Raw genomic sequence first — 22,239 nt, forward strand, 5'->3', positions numbered from 1 at the left:
GTCGTGGGTGCGTCTACTCGACATCTGTTCTGCCCGACCATGCCGACCAGAGACGCGCATACCGGCCGTCTGCTGTCACGAGATCGGAGTGGGTGCCTGATTCCACGACACGGCCGTGTTCGAGCACCACGACCGTGTCTGCTGCCACGGCCTGCGTCAGCCGGTGCGCCACGATCACCGTGGTCCGGCCCTCGGTCGCTGCCGATGCGGCTTCTTCGAGCAGGCGGGCTCCGCTACTGCCGGCCTCCGCGGTTGCTTCGTCGAGTATTGCGACCGGGGGATCGGACAGGATCAGTCTCGCCAGTGCGAGCTGCTGCCCTTGAGATGCACTGAGCGGATGCCCGTTCTCCCCGATGCGTGTGTCGAGGCCCTCCGGCAGAGCCCGGACCCAGTCGGCAGCTCGGACCCGATCGAGGGCGTCCCACAGAGCGGTGTCGTCGGCATCCGGGTCCGCGAGCCTCAGATCGTCGGCAAGAGGGCCGGCACTGACGTGGACGTCCTGCGAGAGGATCGCGATGTGCCGCCTGAGTCGGTCGGTACCGAGATCACGTAACGGAATGCCGCCCAACGTGACCGAGCCGCGGTCGGGCTCGAGGGACCCCGCTGCGAGAAGCGCGGCAGTCGTCTTTCCGGCACCGGTCGAGCCGACCACCGCCACCGTACTTCCGGCGGGAACGCTGAGCGAAATGCCGTGCAGAACGTCGCCCCCGGTGGCGTAGGCGTACGTGACGTCGGATAGTTCCAACGTCGCGTCGACAGGTTCGGCGTCGATCCCTGTCGTTCGCGTCGATGCCATGTCGACCACGCCGACGAGACGATCGAGGCTGGCACCGGCGGATTGGATATCGTCGAACAGGAACAGCACCGTACCGAGCGGGTTGAACAGTCGATGGAACATCAACGTTGCAGCGGTGACTGCGCCCAGAGTCACGAGATCGCCTCTGACCAAGAAGAACCCAGTACTCAGGATGATGGTGAGACCCACCAGTTCTGCGCGGTTCTCCTTGCCGACGAAGCGAGTCAGCAGTGTGAACGTGGCGATGGAAGAGTCCCTGGCCCGTTCGGATTCCGTCTCCACGGACGCGACAGCTGTGTCTTCGCGGCGGTACGCGCGCACCGTGCGCGCGCCTTGGATGTTGCTGATCAGCGCCTGCGAACGGTCGCCCATCGCGGCCCGTTCGGCTGCGTAGAGAGGGCCGCTGCGCGGCAGATACCACCGAAGAGCGGTGACGTACAACGGTAGTGCCAAACTGCCGGCCAGCCCGAGACGCCAGTCGATGCCGTACATCGTCACGACGGACACCCCGATCAACAACACCGCGTTCACCACGGCGGGGAGTACGCCGTTGACGGCGCGGGTCACCTGGGACACGTCATCGCTGATGCGCGAGAGCACATCTCCGCGTCCCGCCCGTTCCACCGTGCGGGTGGGGAGCGCGAGAACTCGGGTCACCACCTGCTCGCGCAGCTGTGCCACCACGCCTTCACCCAGCTTCGCCACGAGGTAAGCCATCAGTCCGGCGAACACCCCGTTGACGCCTGCGGCGATCATGACCAGAACCACCACCATCACGATCCGGCCCGGCGGCGCGCCCGCGACGACCTCGTCGACGAGGCGACCGAGAATCAGGATCGGTGCCAGAGCCGATACGGCGGAGACGATGCCGACGAACGGAGTGACTGCAACGAGCCCTGGCCTGGCCGCGAGCTGTCCGCGTAGCCACGACCACGATCGTCCGGCGGTTGCAATGGGCAGACGGGTGTCGTCGGTCATCGCAGCACCGCCTCCGAATAGCCCTCGGCCCGTTCGAGAAGAACGGAATGGGGTGCGTCCGCCGCGATTCGGCCGTCACGTATCACCACTACCCGGTGAGCCACGGACAGCAATGCAGGACTGCTGGTCACGATGATCGTCGTTTTCGGGGTCCGTACGTTCGGCCCGTGACGAAGAGTCGCGATGCCCCGAGCGATGGTGTGTTCGGTGACCGAATCGACTGCGGTGGTCGGTTCGTGCAGCACCAGTACGGGAGGCTCGGCGAACAGGGCCCGTGCCAGCGCGATGCGTTGTCGTTGTCCCCCGGACAGATTGGCGCCCCTCTCGGTCAGCCGCTGTTCGAGACCGTCGGTATGACTGTCGACGATCTGGTCTGCGCCCGAAGCGCGAAGCGCTCCATCGAGCTGTCGGTCGGTGTATTCGCGTCCGACAGTGATGTTGTTCTTCACCGTGTCGGCGAACAGGTCGGAGACGTGTGGTTCGACCACGATTGCCGCTCGGACCTGCGCGAGTTCGATGTCGCGGGTGGGCGTGCCTGCGAGCAGAACATCGCCGCTGACGTCGGCAGCCGAAACCTGCCCGGACAGAACGGCCACGATCGACTCGGCGTCCTCGGACCCGTACGCCAGGATTCCGACTGTCTCCCCAGCCGCGATGTCGAGGTCGATCTTCTGCAAGGACCGGTGCGTGACGCCGCGGAGTCCGAGATCGAGCCGCTTGCCGGTGATGTGCTGGTTGCCGTGGTGCAGAATTCGATCCGCTCCCAGTACCAGGGCGACGCGATCGGCGGACGCCCGCGCCCGCGCGATGATCGCCGGGGTGGAGGACAAGACACCCAGTGGTTCGATGAGGAATTGCGCCAGACCGACGACGGCAATCAATTCTCCGACGGTGATGCGTCCGATGAGAGCGAAGTAGCCGGCAAGCCCCGCGACGGATGCAGCAACCACCGCGCTCACGCCGGTGGTGATCCCCGATTGCGTCGCCAGCGATCTCGCCGTGAGCAGTGCTGCACCGAGGGCTTTCGCGCTCGCTTGTCGATAGCGCGTCGCCGCTACGGTTTCCGCGCCGATACCTTCGATCGACCGATGCCCGCTGACGAGGTCGGTGGCCAGCGCAGTCGCCTCGGCGACCGTTCGCTGCTGCTCGGCCGCCCGCCTGGTCACCCGCGGTGCGACGAGCTGAAGCACGGCGACGAAGATCGGGGTGCCGATGAAGATGGCGAGTCCCAACGGCACGTCGATGACCATCAACGCAATGGCCGTGGCGACGACGGCGGTGGCAGCGGCCGCGATGCGCGGGAACAGATCCAGGAACCATGCCGACTGTTCGGCGTCGGTACTGGAAATGGTCAGTAGCTCACCACCCCGCAGAGTTGTGTCCAGGCCACGCGGATCGAGAATTCGACCGGTGACCTCCATTCGTATGCGGTGCGCCTCGTGCTGCAGAGCGACGTTGAGGAACCGCATACCGAACTGGTAAGCCGTTGTCAGACAGAGAAACAACGCTGCAAGTCCGACGATCGAGAGGACGAACCAGGGGACGTCGCCCGAGGAGATCGCCGAGTCGATGATCCACCCCAACGCGATCGGAACTGCAGTCTCGGCAAGCTGGTGGATGCAGATGAGCAGTGTTCCGATGCTCACTCTGCGCTTGTTGCGCGTCAGTGTTCGACGGACGATTCGCCCGCCTGTGACGTCGTCCCTCATGCCGTGGGCGTGAGGTAGCCGCCGCCGGTCACGAAGTAATCGAGCGCATCGACATCGTCCCCACTTTCGGTGCGCACGCGATCTATGACGAGTCCGTGGTTGGTGCCGCGGTGGGCGTCGGGGCCGGACACGATCACCATTCCCGCGCCCTCCCTGATGAATATCCGACCGGGTGTTCCGCCGTAGATGCCGTCCGAGACGTGAGCGGTGATGATTCGAAGCTTTCGGCCTTTGTGGAAGGTGTAGGCGTTGGGATAGGGATCGGACATCGCACGAACCAATCTGTCCAGGTCCTCGGCAGGCCAGGTCCAGTCGATGCAGCTGTCCGACTCGTGTCGTTTGTGGAAGAACGTTCGTTTCGTCAGATCCTGCGGAGTCCATGTGGCCGTGCCGTTCTCGATACTCTCGAGTGCGTCCAGCAGCACCTCGGGGATCAAGTCGATCGTCGCCTCGACGAGATCGGTGGAGGTGTCCCTCGGTCCGATCGGAACCGCTCGTTGGGTGATGACATCGCCGGTGTCGAGTTCGCCGTCCATTCGGTGCGCCGTCAGTCCGGTCTCGGCGGCACCACTGATCAGCGCCCAGATCACCGGAGAGAATCCGGTGAAGGCGGGAAGCAATGAGTCGTGCAGGTTGACCGTGCCGTGCGGAGGCATCGCGAAAATCTCGGGAGGCAACCAGGTCCGCCAGTTGTTCGCAACGATGATGTCCGGTGCCCACAGCTGCAGACGTTCCTCCAGCGCTTTGTCGGGACGCTTCGCCAAGTACACCTCGATGCCGTGATTGCGTGCGAGATCTTCGACGGAATCGGACCAAATGCTCTCGTAGGCTTGCTCGCTGACCGGATGCGTCACTACCGCGACGACGTCGTGGCGTGAGTCCACGAGCGTCTGCAACGTCTTGTGACCCCAAGTCTGGAAACCGAACAGCACTACCCGCATTGGCTCATCTCCATGTCTCTGCTCCGACGAAGTGGCACAGTGCCTCGCCTTGTAGGTGGCCACCGAGGATTCACGTCGTACGCGATCGATCACCCCGAGCCGATAGTTAGGCTAGCCTACCATCAACTCAAGGGTCAGGTGGGTGGGCGAAGTGGCCCCGAACTGCAGAGACGTCGACGAAAAAGCCCAGTTGGGACGCGGTGTGACGACGGTTCGATCGAATCTTTCGGCGGTGCCGCGATTGAATGTGTCGAACTCTGGGCACAGAGGAAGAATGACCGACAACACGAAAGTCACAGTCGAACGAACCATAGAAGCTCCCGTCGACGCTGTTTTCGACGTGCTGACCAACCCCGAGCGGCATCAGGCGCTCGATGGATCAGGCTTCGTACGAAGTGTCGACCACGCCGACCGGATTCAGAAGGTCGGCGAGAAGTTCACGATGAACATGCAGGGCGATCACATGGGCGGCGAGTACCAGACCGACAACCATGTGACGGGCTACATCAAGGACAAGCTGGTCGCATGGACGACGGCACCCGCAGGCAACGAGCCTCCCGGCTGGGAGTGGCTGTGGGAGCTCGAGTCTCAGGGCCCGAACGAGACGCTGGTCCGTCACACCTACGACTGGTCCAAGGTCACCGACAAGAAGCTGCTCGAGCAGATCAAGTTCCCTCTGGTCACCGAGGATCAGCTGAACGACACACTGGGTCGCCTCGCGGTCGAAGCGACGTCCTGACCCAACGACTCTTCTGGGACGCACAGCCTCAGCTCAGCCGTAGAACGCTGTGGCGTCGGCACTCTCTATCGGCATCCAACGCCGCCGGGAGTCCGTCGACGTGGAAATGGCCGTGCGGTCGACTCCACGGCGAAGCTCGCGGGAACCGGCGGCAGCTTGTTCGCTACGAGTTCGGTGCGCGCCTCGTCGGGGAGGTCGGCGTCCGGTGAGTCTTCGCTGCATGCGATCTCGTGTGACAATTCCGAAAAATGCTGTCCTACAGCGTTATCGAGCTCGTCCCGCACGATGGATCGGATCAGGATTGTTCACGAGAACACCACCAGGTTGTGCGGCCACCCACCGTTCCGCGTGCCATCGGGGCACCACATCGCGGGCACGCCGCATCGGTTTTTCGGAACGGAATGATCTCCCCGGTGTGCACTCCACCTTTCTTCGTGGCTGATCGAACAGCGCGACGCAGAACAACGCGAAGCTCGTCGAGCTCCTCCGTCGTGAGCGTGTTGGCCCGCCTGGACGGTGATTGCTCGCTCTGCCACAGCACCTCGTCGGCCAGTAGATTGCCGACCCCCGCTATCGCCGCTTGATCGAGCAGTCGTGCCTTGAGAGGTGCACCGCTGGAACCGATTCGGTGGCGGAAATCGTCGCGCGTGATCTCCGCGGCATCGGGACCGAGAGCGTCGATGTCGGGTTCGAGTCGAACCCGGCCGAGTCGGCGCTTGTCGAAGAGTCGGAGCTGTCCACCGTCTTCGAACGTCATGGAGAACCGAGTCCACTCCGGCTTGTCGGTCGGGCGCTCGCCGACATGGGGATCGCCGCCTCCGTACTGCGACGTCCGCTCGCCGTCGGGAGCGGTGACGATGACGCGTCCGCCCATGCCCAGGTGTATGCCGAGGGTCGGCCCGCTCGAGCCGTCGGCCGTGACGGTCTCGCACCACATCGCCTTACCGCGTCGACGCGCCTCGGTGAGTTTCCCGCCGATCAGTGCGCCGGCAATATCGCCCGGCATATGAGGTCGGCACTCGAACGTATCGGTGTCATCGATGTCGACGATGACGCGACCGAGAGCTTTCTCGACGACCTGTCGGGCGTTTTCGACTTCGGGTAATTCCGGCATGCACCCGGTGTACCCACTTCGTCGACACTATGCGCGGGTGCCGCCGTCGATCATTCGGCTCGTTCGTCGTCCCTCGCGGGCACCAGCGGACCCAGTTCGGCATCGAGCACCATCTGCACGACGCGCATCGCAGCCAGCGCCGCAGGCGCACCGCAGTACCCCGCCGTGTGGACGACAGTTTCCGTGATTTCAGTTCGGGTGAGGCCGTTGCGGAGAGCTCCGCGTACGTGTCCTGCGAGTTCCTCGTGGGCGCGTAGCGCGATGAGGATGCCGAGGTTGAGCAGGCTCCGACTGCGGTTGTCAAGGCCGGGCCGCGTCCACACGCCGCCCCACACGGTGTCGGTGACGAAGTCCTGCAGGGCAGCGGAGTCGGTGTCGGCGGCACTGGCAAACGCCTTCTCGACGTACTCGTGGCCCATCACGTTTCGACGGACCTCGAGCCCGTCCTCGAAGCGCGGCCCCGTGTTTCGACTCGTGGCCTCGTCGTCGATCATGGTGGTTTCTCTCCTTCGTCTGCGTGTCGACAGATCATGGCAGGGGTTCCAGCGGAACCGCAGGCGGAAGCGAAGTCGGTCACGGCTCGCTCTGTTCGGCGTTCGTTCGTGGATCACCGTGATCAGGTGGAGTGATCCCCCGCTCGCGTGGCGCGCCCATGAAGGCCGATCCTCCGACAGCGCTTTCGATTCCGTGAAAACGGCCGCGCCGCATGCGCGAGCGAAGTATGCGTGCGATCAGTACGAAGGCACCCAGAACGACGGCGAAGCCTGCGACCACGGCAAAGACTGCCAACGATGTGTCCATGATGTCTCCGATCCTCATCTCCGAAACCCGACCGGCCTCTGTCGATTATGAGACCTGGGACCTGCTCGGGTGGTGGAACCGGGACGTAGGTGTCTTTCGCTCCGCTCAGCGCGGAGGAACTGTCCCTCCGTCACGGTCGTCCCGCGCAGGTTGTGTGTCGTCGGAGACTTGTTCTGCACGAGTTGCTTCGAGGAACAGCTGAAGAAAGGAAGAATGCTCGCCCCGTTCCTGCGAGGGCCTTCCCACTCGGGGGCCTTCCGATGCCTTCGACATATCGATTCGCGTTCCTCCCGTGTCGGCGATCAACAATCTCAGATTCTGAATAGTCAAGCAACTGAGATAGTAGATACAAAGCGCGGCACTAAGTGAACGATCGGCGAAATGCGGCGACCGAGCGACTCCTAACGGTGTGCGTGGGCGGCGAGGGTGCCCAAGAGCTGCAATGCATCGGCCGAGGGGCTGTTCGGTTCGGCGTGATAGGCAACCAGGGTCTGGCCATCGGTACCCGCAACGGTCAGTTTCTCGTGCCGAAGGTCGAGGGGTCCGACCTCGGGGTGATCGAGAAGGCTGGTGCCGCCCGTTCTCAGATGTACGTCATGGCGCGCCCACAGCTGCCTGAACACCGCGCTCGCGATCGACAGTTCGCCGACCAGTGCGGTGAGGACCTCGTCGTCGAGATGCGTCGCCGACACAGCCCGAATTCCAGCCACGGCGTCGGTGGTGACGCGGCTCCAGTCGCGGTGCAACTCTCGCTCGTCGGCATCGAGAAATACCGCACGGAGCAGGTTGATCCCAGGGGAGTTGTTGGGAGACAACGCCGTTGCCATTCGATTCGCGGCCAACACCGTGAAGCGGCGATCGTGAATCAACGCCGGCATCGGCAACGCGTCGAGAAACCGAAGAGTTCCGGCCGACACTCGCTCCCTCCTCCTCGCTGGACGGCGAGACGATGTAGGGGGAGTGCCCAGAGCGTGCAGGTATGCAATGCTGTCGGCGTCGAGACGCAACACCGCGGCCAGGGCGTCGAGCACCTGCGTCGACGGAGTCTGGTTGCGGCCTTGCTCGAGCCGAACGTAGTAATCGGTGCTGATTCCCGCGAGCATCGCGACCTCCTCACGGCGCAGACCGCGAACGCGACGCCTCCCACCACCGATGAGGCCCACATCCTCGGGTTCGAGCTGCTCGCGGCGCGCTCGAAGGTACCCACCGAGCGCCTCGTGGTTGTCCATCGCTCCACCGTAGATCCGGAACCTGGGTGATGAGTAGCCCGCACGAACCCAGGATGCCGCGGGCTCGTGATGGTTCCTGGGAGTACCTCACTCTGGGAGTACCGCACACAGCGGATTCACGAGAAGGAGTGCGAAATGACGAGAATCGTCACACCGTTCGGTGCCGACGCCACCGCCGACGAGGTCAGCGAAGGCATCGATCTGTCAGGCAATCGCGCCATCGTCACCGGGGGCGCGTCGGGCATCGGGATCGAGACCGCTCGGACGCTCGCTCGCCGCGGAGCACGGGTCACCCTCGCTGTCCGCGACGTCGTCGCCGCCAGGAGGGTTGCCGCGGAGATCGTCGCCGACACCGAATATTCCGAGATAGACGTACGCGAGCTCGACCTCACCGACACCGCATCGGTGAGAGCATTCGTCGACGCGTGGGACGAGCCCCTGGATCTGCTCGTCAACAACGCGGGTGTCATGGCCATCCAAGAGCTGACCCTGGTCGAGAACACGTGGGAAAGGCAGTTCGCGACCAATTTCCTCGGCCACTTCGCCCTCACGACAGGCCTTCACGACGCCCTGCGGCTCGCCGACGGCGCGCGCGTGGTGTCGGTGGCTTCCTCGGCTCACCTGTTCTCGCCGATAGTGTTCGACGACATCGACTTTCGCTTCCGGCCCTACGACCCGCTGCAGGCCTACGGTCAGTCCAAGACTGCCGTCGTTCTGTTCGGAGTGGCCGCGACCTCACGGTGGGCGGACGACGGAATCACGGTCAACTCTGTGAACCCGGGAGCAATCGCGACCTCTCTGCAACGCCATGTCGGTGGCACGCTCGCCACTCCCATCGAACTGCAGAAGACCCCGGCGCAAGGCGCGTCGACATCCGTGATGGTCGCTACCAGTGGACAACTGGATGGCATCGGTGGCCGCTACTTCAACGACAATCGGGAAGCGATCGCCGTCGATCACAGACCTACCGACATCACCGAACTGGCGAACTCCGTGGCCTCGTACGCCCTCGATCTCGATGTCGCCGAACGGCTCTGGGCCATTGCTGCCCGTGCCGTCGAATGACGATTACATCCCAGCGGCGGTAGGCGGCTCGATCAGCATCCTCTTCATCACCTTGCCGGTCGCGGTTCGGGGCAGTTCGTCGAGGAATGTGATGTCACGGGGAACGCAGAAGCGGCTCAAACGGTTTCGGATGTAGGCGCGCACCATGTCCGCATCGAGGCCCGCTGATCCGCGGCCGACGACGAATGCGGCCAAACGCTGCCCGTATTCGCTGTCGGGCACACCGACGACCGCGACCTCGCCGACCTGAGGAAGATTGGCGATGGCATCCTCGACGGGGCCGGGAAAGACGTTCTCGCCTCCGGAAATGATCATCTCGTCGTCCCTGCCGCAGACGAACAGCCGCCCGTTGCAGTCGATGTACCCCAGGTCGCCGGTATCCATCAGCGCAGCTCCGCGGGCGGACGCCGTCGACGGCGGTTGGGCGTTGGTGTACCCGTCGAAGAGCATGTCGTTGCCGACGAAGATTCGGCCGAGGGTTCCCACCGGAACGGCAGTACCGTCCGCGTCGAGTACCGCGACCGTCGTACCCAGCGGAGGGCGCCCGGCAGTGGCGGGGGCGGCGCGCAAGTCTTCGGGGGTGGCGATCGTTGCCCACGAGACCTCGGTGGAACCGTAGAAGTTGTAGAGGACGTCACCGAAGACGTCCATGAAGCGGCTCACGGTCGATCCGGTCAATGCCGACCCACTGCATGCGACGACGCGCAGGCTCGAAGTGTCGTAGCGTGATCGGACCTCGTCGGGCAGGTCGAGTATCCGCTGCAGCATGATCGGAACTGCGATCAGCGAGGTGCAACGGTGCGCCTCGATAGCCCGCAAGCAGTCCTCCGGATCGAATCGATCCTGAAGAACCACCGTGGCGCGCAGCGGCGTACTGATCTGAAGTGCCGCCAACCCCCAGCTGTGGAACATCGGTGCCGCGATCAACATCGTCTCGTTCATCCGGAGGGGCATGCGAGAGAGCATGGCTGCAACAGTTCCGAAGCCCTTCGGTGTGGGACGAACCGCACCCTTCGGTGACCCGCTGGTTCCCGAGGTCAACACGACCACCGATCCGGGTCTGTCCGGCCTCGTGAACGTCGCGGACGGTGCTGCGACGAAGTGTTCGAGGGTGCGTCGACGCGGAACGGCGGTATGAGACGACAGGCTCACACGAGTGACGGCGTCGGGCAGGTAGCGAACCATCGAGTCGAACTCGTCGTCGACGAACAGCACTCGGAGCTGGTGTCGGGCGGAAATGGTCTCGATCTGGCGGGCAGCGAGACCGGTGTTGAGAAGGACCACCTCGACCCCGAGCATGCCGCACGCGACGGTGCACTCGATCATCCCGGAGTGGTTTCGGGCCAGAATGCCGACGGTGCTACCGGGACTGATTCCGGCCGCATCGAGACCTGCGGCGATGCGGTGCGATCGCTGGTGGATCTCTGCGAAAGTGCGAGTCCCTCGGTCGTCGATCAAGGCAATCGCGTTCGGCGACTTCGCTGCTGCGGCCGCGAAGCCTCCGCCCAGAGTGAAGCCCCATTTCGCCAGTGAGTTCAGCTGCTTGTACGCGCGGTCGGGACGTGCAGCACGAATGACGCCGGTTCCCACCATCGTCTTCATGATTGCCAACGGGAGTGACCGAGAATCGCCGGTATTGGACACGATCGACGTCGAGGTGCCGGACAGGCAGTTGTCCAGTCGGCGTAGACCACCCATCACCCAATCGACCACCGCGCGGTTGTGCTCGGGTTGGGGCGAGTACGACCCGCCGAGGCCCGCTCTGAACACGGTGACATCGATCTTCGTCTCGCCTGCCGAGCGCGCAGTGAGGGTGAATCTGATGAATCCGCCGGACTCGACGTGCTCGATGGTGATGATCGGCCGGTTTCGTCTGTTCACCACCAGGTCGAGGGCGTGCTCGACACCGCCGACTCCGCACCGGTAGCCGGCCGTGGATTCACGGAGCACGCAGTAGTCGAGCCCGGGGAAGTAGCGTGGGAACAGCTCGACCGCGCTCAAGACCCCGCAGACCTGCTCGATGTCGTGTGCGAAGACCGTGCTGCAGTCGATGACGTCCGAGACCATGCCCCACCCCCCGTACCTTGCCGAGCCGGCAGGGACGCCGACTCAACACCGACCAGGGGATGGCGGCGCGCACCTGGAACGGGTCATCCGCCTGGATGAAGTCGTCATCGTAAACCCGAAGCACGCTTGTCTGGGCGAAATCAGCCGAAGTCGGTCTTCGATCGTTGATTTTTCCTGTCCAGCGCGTCAGAACTGGATGCCCAGCGACCATGCGAACACCGTGTACGCGGCGATGGTGATCAACGAGATGGCGATCAGATTGAGCCAGAAACCACCACGCATCATCTGACCGATCGTGATGTATCCACTGGCATAGGACACCGCATTCGGTGGAGTCGCGACCGGCAGCATGAACGCACAGGTCGCGGCCAGCGCTACGGGGACGGTCAGGACCAGAATATCGATGTTCATGCCCATCGCGACGCCCCCTGCTACCGGGAGGAAAGTCGCCGCTGTCGCGGTATTGCTCGTGATCTCGGTCAGGAAGATGATCGCGGCCGTGGCGACGACGACCAACATGACCACCGGAATCGTGTCGAGACCGCCTGCGACGCTACCTATCCACTCCGTCAGGCCGCTGGACTCGAACTGTGCCGACAGGGCGAGCCCGCCGCCGAACAGCAACAACACGCCCCACGGGAGTTTGACGGCGGTCTCCCAATCGATCAGACGCACACCCTTCTTGCTGCCGCTGGGAAGCAGGAACAGCAGGAGAGCTGCGGTCATGGCGATGCCGGTGTCGGATATCGGCGGGCTGTCGAAGAGCAACGGAACCCCCACCCAGGAAGCGGCCGCCAGGCAGAAGATGATCGCGACCCGAATCTCTCCCTGCGACATCCTGCCCAGGGCGTCCAGTTCACCTCTGATCAGCTGTTTGCCGCCGGGTATGTCGTCGATCTCCGGCTTGAACATCACGTGGGTCAACAGGAACCAGGCGATCACGAGCAGGATCACGGCGAGCGGAACGCCGGCGATCATCCACTGCAGGAATCCGATGGTGATTCCCTGCCCCTCCAGGTAGCCGACCAGCAAGGTGTTGGGCGGGGTGCCGATGATCGTTCCGAGTGAGCCGATCGATGCCGCATAGGCGATACCGAGCATCAGAGCGGTGCCGAAGTTGCTCTTGATGACGGCCTGTGTGATGGTCTCGGCGTCCGGGCTCGCTTCACCGTCGGAGCCGGGTACAGCTCCGGCCTTCCTGCCGATGTCGAGAACCAGAACGAGGACCGAGACACCGATCGGAATCATCATCACAGCGGTGGCCGTGTTGGAAACCCACATCGACAGAAAGCCGGTCGCGATCATGAACCCGGCGATCACCATGGTCGGTTTGGTGCCCATGGCGTTGACCGTCAGCAGCGCGATACGGCGATGCAGATTCCACCGTTGCATGGCCAGCGCCAGGAGGAAGCCGCCCATGAACAGAAAGATGATGTTGTTGCCGTACGAGGCACCCACGTCGTTGACGACGACGCCGGAGTCGAATACCGGAAAGATGACAAGGGGTAGCAGTGCGGTCGCCGGGATGGGCACCGCCTCGGTCATCCACCAGATGCCCATCAATACCGCGGTGGCTGCCGTCAGCCGTGCCGGGTGCGCCACGTCCTCCGGGAGAACCAGATAGACGAGAAGTGCCAACAGGACGCCTGCGCCGAGTCCGACCCATTGCCGCTTGCGGCGACCGGGCTGCACTTCGTCTTCGCGTTCTCCGGCCGATCTCCGATCCACTTCGTCGAAGTCGTGGCCTTCGGATGCGCGACCGGCCTTCTCGTCGTCGCCGACCTGCGTCATGGAACCTCCTCGGTGTGGACGTTTCATCACCCTAACGTGTGAATTGTCCGGAAGGTCCGAATCGAACAGTGTCGACGCTCGCTTCGACTACCGCGCGACGTCGGGCTTGTTCGCCGCCGGATCGTTGTCGAGCACCGGATCCCACACGTCGCCGGGTAGGTCGCCCGGCAGATGGCTGTTTCCGCGTCCGACGAATTTGTCGTCGCGACCTTCGCGCCGCATCGCCTCGAAGTCCGCCAGCGCACCGAAGGCCCATTTGCCCAGCAGCGCAATGGCTACCAGGTTCACGGTTGCCATTGCCGCCATGGCGACGTCCGCGAGTGCCCATACCGTCGTCAGCGCGGACAGGGAGCCGAAGCCGATGGCTGCAAGGACGATGGTGCGCAACAGGTTCAGCAGTTTGCCCTCGACTCCGAGGAAATTGAGATTGATCTCGGCGTACGAATAGTTGCCCAGGATCGAGGAGAACGCGAACGTGAAGATCAACAGTGTCATCGGAATCGTGGTCCACGTGCCCAGCTGAGCTGAGATCGAGTCCTGAGTCAGAACCGCGCCCGCCACTCCGCTCGGGTTGCTGATGTCGTACACGCCCGAGACCAGGATGATGAACGCTGTCGCACTGCAGATGACGATGGTGTCGAAGAAGACTCCGAGCGACTGGATCAGACCCTGCTTCACCGGATGGGACACCGTCGCGGTCGCTGCGGCGTTGGGCGCGCTGCCCATGCCTGCCTCGTTGGAGAACAGTCCGCGCTTGACGCCGTTGAGCATGGCGGCCAGGATTCCGCCCGTCGTGCCGCCGATCGCCTCGTTCAAACCGAATGCGCTGGAGACGATCTGACCGAAGACCGTCGGGATCTCGCCGATGTTCATCGCCACGATCACCAGTGCGAGCAAGACATACACCAAAGCCATGACGGGGAGCAGGTACTCGGCCACCCGCGCGATTCGCCGGACACCACCGAAGAGGATCGGAGCAGACAGCACCACCAGGAACACCGCGATCCACCCGGCATCGATGTTCATCGTGGACGAGAACGATTCGGTGATGGTGTTCGCCTGAACCATGTTGAATGCGAAGCCGAAAGCGAAGATCAGCAGGCACGCGAAGACGATTCCCCATCGACGCGAACCCAGACCCAATTGGATGTAGTAGGCAGGACCGCCCCGGAAGCTGCCGTCGGGATTGCGCACCTTGTACATCTGCGCCAGAGTCGCCTCGATGAACGCCGTCGCCATGCCGACCACCGCGACCAGCCACATCCAGAAGATTGCACCCGGTCCGCCGAGAGTGATCGCGATGGCAACACCTGCGATGTTTCCCGTACCCACCCGGGACGCCAGGCCGACACAGAAGGCCTGGAACGCCGAGATGCCGCCCTCGGCATTCGACCGAGATCCGCCGATTGCCTTGAACATCGACGGAAGAAGTCGAATCTGAACGAATTTGGTGCGAACGGTGAAGTACAGTCCGACGCCGATCAACAAGTAGATCAGGAAGACGCTGTAGAGACGATCTGCCAAGAAGTCGATTATCGAACTGACGGTATCCACGGTGCCATCCTGGAGTGCTCGGTGTGTGGGTGCGTCGACAGCACATTACTCGCAGATGGTCGAAAGTTTGCACCGAACAAAGACGCGCGTGGTGGGGTTCGGCGCGTGCTGTCAGCGCTTCGTAGGACTCCAGATGTCGCCGAACGGTATCGAACGCCCCAGAATACGTTCTGCTGCACGGTGTCCCGACTTCAACGCCGCTGTGACCGTTGCCGGATCATCGGTCCAGGTCGCTTCACCGGCGAGATGAAGTACATCGCCGATCGGAGTGGCCAGGTCGTCGTGATCGCGCGTACGTGAACCCACCGTCATGTACGAGTACGAACCGTACGAGAACGGATCGTCCTGCCAGCGAGTGACATACACGCGGTCCGGTGCAACGACCCGGTCGCCGTACAGGCCACGCAGCGCCTCGAGAACCGAGTCCGCGATGCGCGCGTCCGACCAGTGCCGAGTCTGCTGCGCACAGGTACCCGCTGCGAACGTCAGAAGCGTCGGACGTCCCTGGGGCATGGTCACGTCGTACCAGGAGTGCCACCAGCGCCCGGCTTCGCCCTGCTGCCGAACGGCATAGACGTTCTCGTCCCAGAACTTGGTGGGGAACCGAAGGAAGACCTTCTCGAATGCATTCATCTCGAGTCGTTCCAGTGCACCCGAAACAGGTTCCGGTAGAGGCGGTTCCACGGTGAACGTCGGCGACTTCAGTACTCCGATCGGCACCGTCACCACAGCGCGCTCTGCCGAGAACCCCCAGGATCCGGTGTCGACCCGAACCCCGTCTCGACCCCAACGGACCTGCCTCACCACGTGTTCGAGCCGGACGTCGAGCCCCACGGCCAATCGAACCGCCAGCTCGTCGTAACCGTCGGGGAACACGACTTCGTCGCCCTCGATGGCGTCGTCGTCCAAACCGTGCGCGTCGAGGAGGTCTTTTCCTACTCCCAACTGTTCCTCGGCTCGATGTCCGAGGAACTCGCGAACTCGTTCGAGTCGGTCGATGGTCCAATCCAGTTGCGTCAGAGTTGCTTCCACTGCGTCTCCGAACGATGTCCCCGGGGACGACTTTGCAACCGTCGCGGCGAACAGTTCGTCGAAGTGGTGAACGTCGGCGCCGAACTGCGCGGCGGACTCATCGCTCAACCTGGTCCCGGTGGGGGAGTAGTACGCGATGGGCCTGCCGTCGGGCTGGTAGCTACCGACGGTGAACTCGACGGTCCGCATTCCGAAGGCGTGTACGGCATCAGCGAGAGGGTTGTCGTCCGTTCCGTGAATCCAGGACGCTCCGACGTCGAGGATGCCGTCGGCGGTGCGCATCGTCCAGACCCGACCGCCCACGCGGTCTCTGGCCTCGAGAACGACGACTCGCTGACCGGCACGATGGAGGAGTCTCGCAACGACCAAGCCGGAAATACCTGCCCCGACCACGAGGGTATCGACGTGTGTCACCGTCACTCCTGTCCGCCGACGGCCGTGGGGTCAGTTCCCTCGGCCGGAATTGCCGTTTCCGTTCCCGCTGTTGCCGTTTCCTGAATTGCCGTTCCCGCTGGTGCCGTTGCCGCTTCCCGAATTGCCGTTCCCTGGATTTCCGTTGCCGTTTCCCGGCGGGAGCGGTGCAGGCGCGGCCGGTTCGATCGGATCCGGATTCGACGTGGGGACGGGTGCAGGCTCGGGCGGGTTCGAGAAGACCGGGATCGAGGTCGCAGGTGCGGGCTCAGGTGCAGGTGTTGTGGCCGCAACGGTCGGCGACTCCACGACTGTCGGAGTCGGTGTCGCAGGTGACATGGGCTCCGGCTCGTCACCCGTGCCCACTGCGACCCAGACGATCGCTGCGCCCAGCGAAACGAACAGAGCCGCTGCCGCCGGGATCATCCATCGGCGGCGGGGAGATTCGGTCGTAGCCGACGCGGGAAATGCTGAGGGCGCAGCCGTGTCGATGGGTTCGACTGGCATCACGGCAGTGTGAGCAAGAGGTGTTGTGCTGCGCGAGAGCCCGCGCAGTCGGTGGGCAACCGCAGCTGCGTCCGGTCGATCCTCCGGGCGTCTGGCTGTCATCTCCGTCAACAGCGCGTGCCAGTCCGGTCCGAGCCCCTCGGGGACGTCGGGATCGCGGTGCAGGCGCGCCACCGCTGCTGCCACGGCGCTTCCCTCGAATGCCATTGTGCCGGTAAGGCATTCGATGAGAACGAGACCCAGCGTATAGATGTCCGTCGGTGGGCCCGCAGACGTACCTGTTGCCTGCTCCGGGCTGAGGTAGTGCGCAGTACCGACTGTGGTGCCGTGCTCGGTGAGTCGTTCGGCGTCGACGATACGGGCGATGCCGAAATCGGCAAGTTTGGCGCATTGCCCCACGCCCACGTCCGGTGCCTGCGCGACGAGAATGTTGGCCGGCTTGATGTCCCGATGGACCACACCCCGGTCGTGAATGTAGGCGAGAGCTTCCGCCAACTCGTAACCGATCCGCGCGACGTGTGCGGCGTTCATCGATCGGCTCCGGCGATGCGCACTCAGAGTCGGACCGTCGATCAGCTCCATCACCAGGTACGGAACCGGCGCCCCGCTGTCGTCGAGTGCAGTGCCCGCGTCGTACAGCGTCACCAGACCCGGGTGCGACAGCGACGCGAGAGTACGAATTTCTGCATCGATGCGCTGTGCAGAGTCCGGCGGCTCACCGTGGCGAAATATCTTCACCGCTACGGACCGGCCGAGAACGTCGTCGTCGGCGTGCACGACGTCGGCCATTGCGCCGCGTCCCAACACGGTGCCCAGTCGGTATCGGTCCGCGAAGAGGCGGTCGTGAGGGGCAAGAGGACGAGAGTCCGCTCCCACTGTTGTCACCGCCGTTCGTCGAGTCCTTCGAGCACCTTATAACCAGTCGATCGACGTGCAGACCGCAGTCGGCTGTGGACATCACGGTGCAGTCGGGCAAGATGATGACCCGGGTGGGGACCGATCGATCAGTATCGAGGGAGGGTCCACCCATGCGTCGAGGCTCGACGAGTGCCGCAATTTCGCCGGTGTCGATCGACATCACGTCGGTCTATCAGCCGATCGTCTTGCTCGACGGGCGCGCCGTCGTAGGGTACGAAGCGTTGGTGCGGACCTGCGGAGAAGGTCCGCCGATCCCGCCACCGGAACTGTTGGGGGTGGCACGCGCGCAGGGCGTCACCGCCGATTTCGATTGGCGGTGCAGACTCAGCGCGCTCCGCGGTGCTGTCGAGTCCGGCTATCCCGATCAGCTCGCGCTGTTCGTCAATGCCGAACCTGTTGCCCTCGATGCACCTCCTCCTCGGGACTACCTACCGATGCTCGCCGACGCGTCGCGGCTGTCGATCATCGTCGAGATCACCGAGCGTGATCTGATGGGTGATCCGGCGGGTCTGCTGAGGGCGGCCGAGCACGCCAGAAATCTGGGGTGGCGAGTCGCCATCGACGATGTCGGGGCAGATTCCTCCAGCCTGGCGCTGATCCCGCTGCTGCGTCCCGACGTGATCAAGCTCGACATGGCTCTGGTGCAGGGGCGTTCGAGCAACGAGACCGCCGCCATCGTCGCTGCCGTTGCCGCCGAGGCCGAACGTACCGGTGCCCTGGTCCTGGCCGAGGGGATCGAAACCGAGCGGCACGAGAGCTATGCGCGCGCGATGGGGGCCGTTCTGGGGCAGGGATACCTCTACGGCACACCGGCCCCTCTCCCGGATTTCGGTGAGGTACCCGAACCCGTCCGTTCGCTCGACCTGGATGGAACGGTCACCGTGCGCGCCCCGGTGGCGGTCACGCCGTACGGGCTCACCCATTCGCTCGGCGCCCGCAGGCACGCGGATTCCACACTGCTCGACGCCATCGAGAACAGTTTGCTGCACAGTGCATACGGCACCGGTTCCTCGACCGTCGTACTGGCGACGGTGAGCGCGTCCACCGGCCTGACGCCTGCACGCGAGGCGATGTTCGAGGACCTCGCCACCCGGACCGCGCTGACGGCTGTCTTCGACTCGCATGCCGCGCCGCCTGCGCCCAGCTTCCGTGCTGTGGTGGTGGGCGCGGACGAACCGTTGGCGCTGGAGCGTTCGATCGTGATTCTGGCTCCGATGTCGAGTGTGGCGCTCATTGCGGTGGAGCGAGGCACGGCCGAGGACGGCACCCCGATGTACGACTACCGCCTCACCTACGACCGTCATGTCGTACTGGATGCTGCAACAGTGCTTTTGAGACGAATACCGGCCAGATCTGCGGTCTGAGCGCGCGAGCGTCTCGTCAAGATCGCGTAAATTATTGCTCGAAATTCGGTAAATGGCGTCTTCTGCGGTCAACGTGCTGTTCACTCGAAGCCATGAGCTCTCACCCCCTCGCAACCGATGTACTGGCCGCGGACGGAGGCACGATCAGCTCCATCGAGACGGCGATCAACAATGCCTTCGATCCGATCTCCGCTGCCGTGTCGAATCTCGTCTTCTTCACCGTGAACATCGGCGGAGCCGCTGTTCCACTGATCGTCCTCTGGCTCATCGTCGGTGCCGTCATCTTCACCGTGGCGTTCAAGTTCATCCAGGTCCGCGGAATCAAGCGTGCGTTGATTCTCGTCAGCGGCAAGGAGGACGAGGCGGACGCGCCCGGTGAAGTCAGCCACTTCAGAGCACTCACCGCCGCGGTGTCCGGAACCGTCGGGCTCGGCAACATCGCCGGTGTCGCCGTCGCCGTGACGCTCGGTGGACCCGGTGCCACACTCTGGATGATCCTCGCAGGCTTGCTCGGCATGGCGTCGAAGTTCGTCGAGTGCACGCTCGGCGTGAAGTACCGAGACATCAACGAGGACGGCACCGTCTCCGGTGGACCCATGAAATACCTGACCAAGGGTCTGGCAGAGCGGGGACTCGCCAAGGTCGGCAAGGTCATGGCCGTCTTCTACGCCATCGTCATCACGTTCTTCGCCATCAGCGGCGGCAACATGTTCCAGGCCAATCAGACGTACGCACAGGTCCGTTCGGTCACCGGCGGTGACGATGGATTCCTCGCTTCCGACGGAGCCAAAGCAGTGTTCGGCATCGTCGTCGCGCTGATCATCGGTCTGGTCATCATCGGCGGCATGAAGTCGATCTCGGCGGTGACCGCCAAGCTCGTACCGTCCATGGCGCTGATCTACATCGTCGCGTGCGGCGTCGTCATCGCCGTCAACTTCCGTTCCGTCCCCACGGCGTTCACGGCGATCTTCGAAGGTGCGTTCTCGCCCGAGGGTGTGGCCGGCGGCGTACTCGGCGTCATGATCATCGGATTCCAGCGCGCCGCGTTCTCGAACGAGGCAGGACTGGGTTCGGCAGCCATCGCGCACTCGGCCGTCAAGACCAGGCATCCGGTCACCGAGGGCTTCGTGGCCATGCTCGAGCCCTTCATCGACACGGTTGTCATCTGTACCGCGACTGCACTGACCATCGTGATCGCCAACACCGTCACCTGGCAGGATCAGCGCGCGATCGTCGCCGAAACCGGTGAGCTTCCCGCCGGCGGTGTCACCCTCACCTCCGACGCCTTCGAGACCGTGCTCCCGTGGTTCCCGTACGTGTTGACTCTCGCGGTGGCTCTGTTCGCGCTCTCGACAGCAATCACCTGGGCCTACTACGGACTGCAGGCGTGGACGTCGTTGTTCGGACGCAGCCGCTTCTCGCGGACCTTCTTCAACGTGATGTTCTGCATGTTCACCGTCATCGGAACCGTACTGTCCCTCGGCTCGGTGCTCGATTTCGCCGACGCCACCTTGTTCCTGCTGGCATTGGTGAACATCACCGGCCTGTACCTGCTGCTGCCCGTGGTCAAACGCGAACTCTCCGAGTACCTGGCGATGCGTCGAGGCGAGTCGGACAAGGTCGACGCCGAGGTGTGAGAAGGATCCGCAGACGGGTCAGCCGCCGGGGACGGTACAGCCCTGGCGGCGGGCCTGTTCGAGAAACACCGCAGTGGCGATCCCCGGGAATCGAGGGGAGCCTGCCGGTAGTGGACCGAGAACGTCGAACAGCCTGTCGAGCCGTTGATAGAGCGTCTGCCTCTGTATCCGAAGGCTTTTCGCGGTCTCGGTCTTGCTACCCCAGTGGGTGATGTAGGCCAGCAGGGTCGCGTACAACTCTCCGTGCCGCTCCCGATCGTGTGCAAGCAACGGTCCGATCTGATCGTGGACGAACTTCTCGACCGTGGATTTTCCCGACATCGACTCCACCAGTAGGGCAAGTGCGAAATTGCGGGCATCGCGGATGCGGTCGTGAGGGCCGAGGTCCAGCGCGAGCACTGCTGTGGCGGTGTCGAAACACCGGCGCAGACCGTGGCGATCGGAGGCTCCCGGACCGACACCTGCTCGCCTGATACGCAACTGCGTCGCCTGCAACCTCGACAGCAGAACCGGCCGTCGGGCATCGAGCATCTCCTGGTCGGCGAAACCGAGAACAGCGACGTGTCGGTCGCCGATCTTCTCGCACCAGTTGTGCGGCGACACCGACCCCACTGTGCGTTGCCACGTGCCGGCGGCCGGGTCGTGGTCGAATTCGACCGACACCGTCAGGTAGGCGTCGTGTTCGGGCATACCCATGCGCTCGGCGACGCCGTCGAGGTGGTCGGTGACATCGGAGGCGGGGTAATTCGTCGCCGACAACAGTGAGAAGAAGCGGGTACGCAGTCGGTCTTCCACCCTGGCCGGGCGTGAACTGAGCAATGCAATCGACAGGATTTCCGGAGCTCTCTCCAGTCCGGCGTTTATCGAATAGATGTCGGCATCCGGTCCAGGAGCCACGGTCAACACCGCCACGTCCCGACCACCACTGGTGACGGGCACCTCGAACGAGGTGAAATCCGATGGCTCGGTGACGAGCCCGGATTGCCCGATCAGATCTCCCGACGCCGAATGCAGCGTCACCGACGACCGAGTCTCGACACCGAGCACATCGAGAACGGCGTCCACCGCCCCGTCCGTTTCGATCGAGGCCGACAACAACCGAGACATACGGTTTGCCATCTGCAGCCGACGCAGAGCGGAGTCGGCAAGTTGGCTGTTGATGCTCTCGCATACCTGTACGAACGGCACACGGCGTCGGAGATGCACCACCGGAAAGCCGATCCGTTCGGCATGCTCGACCAGAAGCGGCGGAATGACGTCGAGGATTCCCCCCGTCTCCACCGCGATACCGACGACTCCCGCGGCATTCATCGACTCGAGGTACGTCACCAGATCGGCTTCGGAACACCCGCCGAAGTACACACCCTCCATCATAATCAGCTCCCCACCGCGCAAGAGAGGTGCGATGTCGAGTTGCTCGCTGGCATGAACCCACCGCAGAGACCGCGTCACAGAACGCCTTCCCGCGACGAGCTCGGGTCGCGCCGCAGAAAGATAGACGTCATCGAAGGCGTCGAGCACATTCATAGGTGACATTCTGTCCACCCGCTGTTACGAGTGGCTTACATTGCGTAAGGGTTCGGGAA

General features: G+C 63.7%; 17 protein-coding genes. 4 read left to right on the plus strand and 13 right to left on the minus strand.

The annotated features are described in order from the left end of the window. Positions 1-13 precede the first annotated feature (13 nt). From R3P95_RS22610 to R3P95_RS22620, 3 genes are read right to left on the minus strand one after another with little or no spacing between them, the layout of a single operon-like run. Positions 14-1,774 carry an ABC transporter ATP-binding protein gene (locus R3P95_RS22610; protein ID WP_317549582.1) on the minus strand — a complete coding sequence of 587 codons (1,761 nt, stop codon included), beginning with the start codon at positions 1,772-1,774 and terminating at the stop codon, positions 14-16. Further along, positions 1,771-3,483: an ABC transporter ATP-binding protein gene (locus R3P95_RS22615; RefSeq protein WP_317549583.1), complete on the minus strand. Its 1,713-nt coding sequence runs from the start codon at positions 3,481-3,483 to the stop codon at positions 1,771-1,773. Before R3P95_RS22615 ends, R3P95_RS22610 begins: the two co-directional genes overlap by 4 nt. Next, on the minus strand, positions 3,480-4,424 hold the full coding sequence (locus R3P95_RS22620; protein ID WP_149405691.1) for a methionyl-tRNA formyltransferase: 945 nt from the start codon (positions 4,422-4,424) through the stop codon (positions 3,480-3,482). The genes R3P95_RS22615 and R3P95_RS22620 overlap by 4 nt, the downstream gene beginning before the upstream one ends. Positions 4,425-4,698: 274 nt before the next feature. Between R3P95_RS22620 and R3P95_RS22625 the strand changes: the two genes are divergently transcribed. Next, positions 4,699-5,163 (plus strand): SRPBCC family protein, encoded by a 465-nt coding sequence (locus tag R3P95_RS22625; protein WP_068047344.1) that lies wholly within the window; start codon positions 4,699-4,701, stop codon positions 5,161-5,163. A 295-nt stretch (positions 5,164-5,458) separates the two neighbouring features. On the opposite strand, the gene R3P95_RS22630 is transcribed toward R3P95_RS22625, so the two are convergent. The 4 genes from R3P95_RS22630 to R3P95_RS22645 form a co-directional block, all read right to left on the minus strand. Further along, positions 5,459-6,277, minus strand: coding sequence for an Fpg/Nei family DNA glycosylase (locus R3P95_RS22630; RefSeq protein ID WP_317549584.1), 819 nt, complete (start codon positions 6,275-6,277; stop codon positions 5,459-5,461). A 50-nt stretch (positions 6,278-6,327) separates the two neighbouring features. Next, a complete protein-coding gene (locus R3P95_RS22635) occupies positions 6,328-6,771 on the minus strand; it encodes a carboxymuconolactone decarboxylase family protein (RefSeq protein WP_317549585.1) in 444 nt (147 codons plus the stop codon). Between the two features lie 79 nt (positions 6,772-6,850). After that, positions 6,851-7,078, minus strand: coding sequence for a hypothetical protein (locus R3P95_RS22640; protein ID WP_149405695.1), 228 nt, complete (start codon positions 7,076-7,078; stop codon positions 6,851-6,853). 401 nt (positions 7,079-7,479) lie between these two features. After that, positions 7,480-8,307, minus strand: coding sequence for a helix-turn-helix domain-containing protein (locus R3P95_RS22645; protein WP_317549586.1), 828 nt, complete (start codon positions 8,305-8,307; stop codon positions 7,480-7,482). 135 nt (positions 8,308-8,442) lie between these two features. On the opposite strand from R3P95_RS22645, the gene R3P95_RS22650 reads away from it, so the two are divergent. Then, complete coding sequence (locus R3P95_RS22650) at positions 8,443-9,372, plus strand: SDR family NAD(P)-dependent oxidoreductase (protein WP_149405696.1); 930 nt, start codon at positions 8,443-8,445, stop codon at positions 9,370-9,372. Positions 9,373-9,375: 3 nt separating this feature from the next. Here the strand turns inward: R3P95_RS22650 and R3P95_RS22655 are convergent, their stop codons facing one another. The 5 genes from R3P95_RS22655 to R3P95_RS22675 form a co-directional block, all read right to left on the minus strand. Next, positions 9,376-11,439, minus strand: coding sequence for an AMP-binding protein (locus R3P95_RS22655; protein WP_149405697.1), 2,064 nt, complete (start codon positions 11,437-11,439; stop codon positions 9,376-9,378). A 186-nt stretch (positions 11,440-11,625) separates the two neighbouring features. Then, positions 11,626-13,230, minus strand: a complete 1,605-nt coding sequence (locus R3P95_RS22660) for an SLC13 family permease (protein WP_317549587.1) — start codon at positions 13,228-13,230, stop codon at positions 11,626-11,628. Between the two features lie 87 nt (positions 13,231-13,317). Next, entirely contained in the window at positions 13,318-14,784 is a 1,467-nt protein-coding gene (locus R3P95_RS22665; protein WP_094688591.1) for an alanine/glycine:cation symporter family protein, read from the minus strand. A 111-nt stretch (positions 14,785-14,895) separates the two neighbouring features. After that, complete coding sequence (locus R3P95_RS22670) at positions 14,896-16,230, minus strand: flavin monoamine oxidase family protein (RefSeq protein ID WP_317549588.1); 1,335 nt, start codon at positions 16,228-16,230, stop codon at positions 14,896-14,898. A 30-nt stretch (positions 16,231-16,260) separates the two neighbouring features. After that, positions 16,261-17,619: a serine/threonine-protein kinase gene (locus R3P95_RS22675; RefSeq protein WP_317549589.1), complete on the minus strand. Its 1,359-nt coding sequence runs from the start codon at positions 17,617-17,619 to the stop codon at positions 16,261-16,263. Positions 17,620-17,762: 143 nt separating this feature from the next. On the opposite strand from R3P95_RS22675, the gene R3P95_RS22680 reads away from it, so the two are divergent. Then, a complete protein-coding gene (locus R3P95_RS22680) occupies positions 17,763-19,016 on the plus strand; it encodes an EAL domain-containing protein (RefSeq protein ID WP_149405700.1) in 1,254 nt (417 codons plus the stop codon). Positions 19,017-19,108: 92 nt separating this feature from the next. Beyond that, positions 19,109-20,653, plus strand: coding sequence for an alanine/glycine:cation symporter family protein (locus R3P95_RS22685; protein ID WP_317549590.1), 1,545 nt, complete (start codon positions 19,109-19,111; stop codon positions 20,651-20,653). A gap of 18 nt (positions 20,654-20,671) precedes the next feature. Here R3P95_RS22685 and R3P95_RS22690 read toward each other — a convergent pair whose 3' ends face one another. Beyond that, positions 20,672-22,180, minus strand: coding sequence for a PucR family transcriptional regulator (locus tag R3P95_RS22690; RefSeq protein WP_317549591.1), 1,509 nt, complete (start codon positions 22,178-22,180; stop codon positions 20,672-20,674). Between the last annotated feature and the right edge of the window lie 59 nt (positions 22,181-22,239).

It is taken from the genome of Rhodococcus cercidiphylli (genome assembly GCF_033042225.1).
GTDB lineage: Bacteria > Actinomycetota > Actinomycetes > Mycobacteriales > Mycobacteriaceae > Rhodococcoides.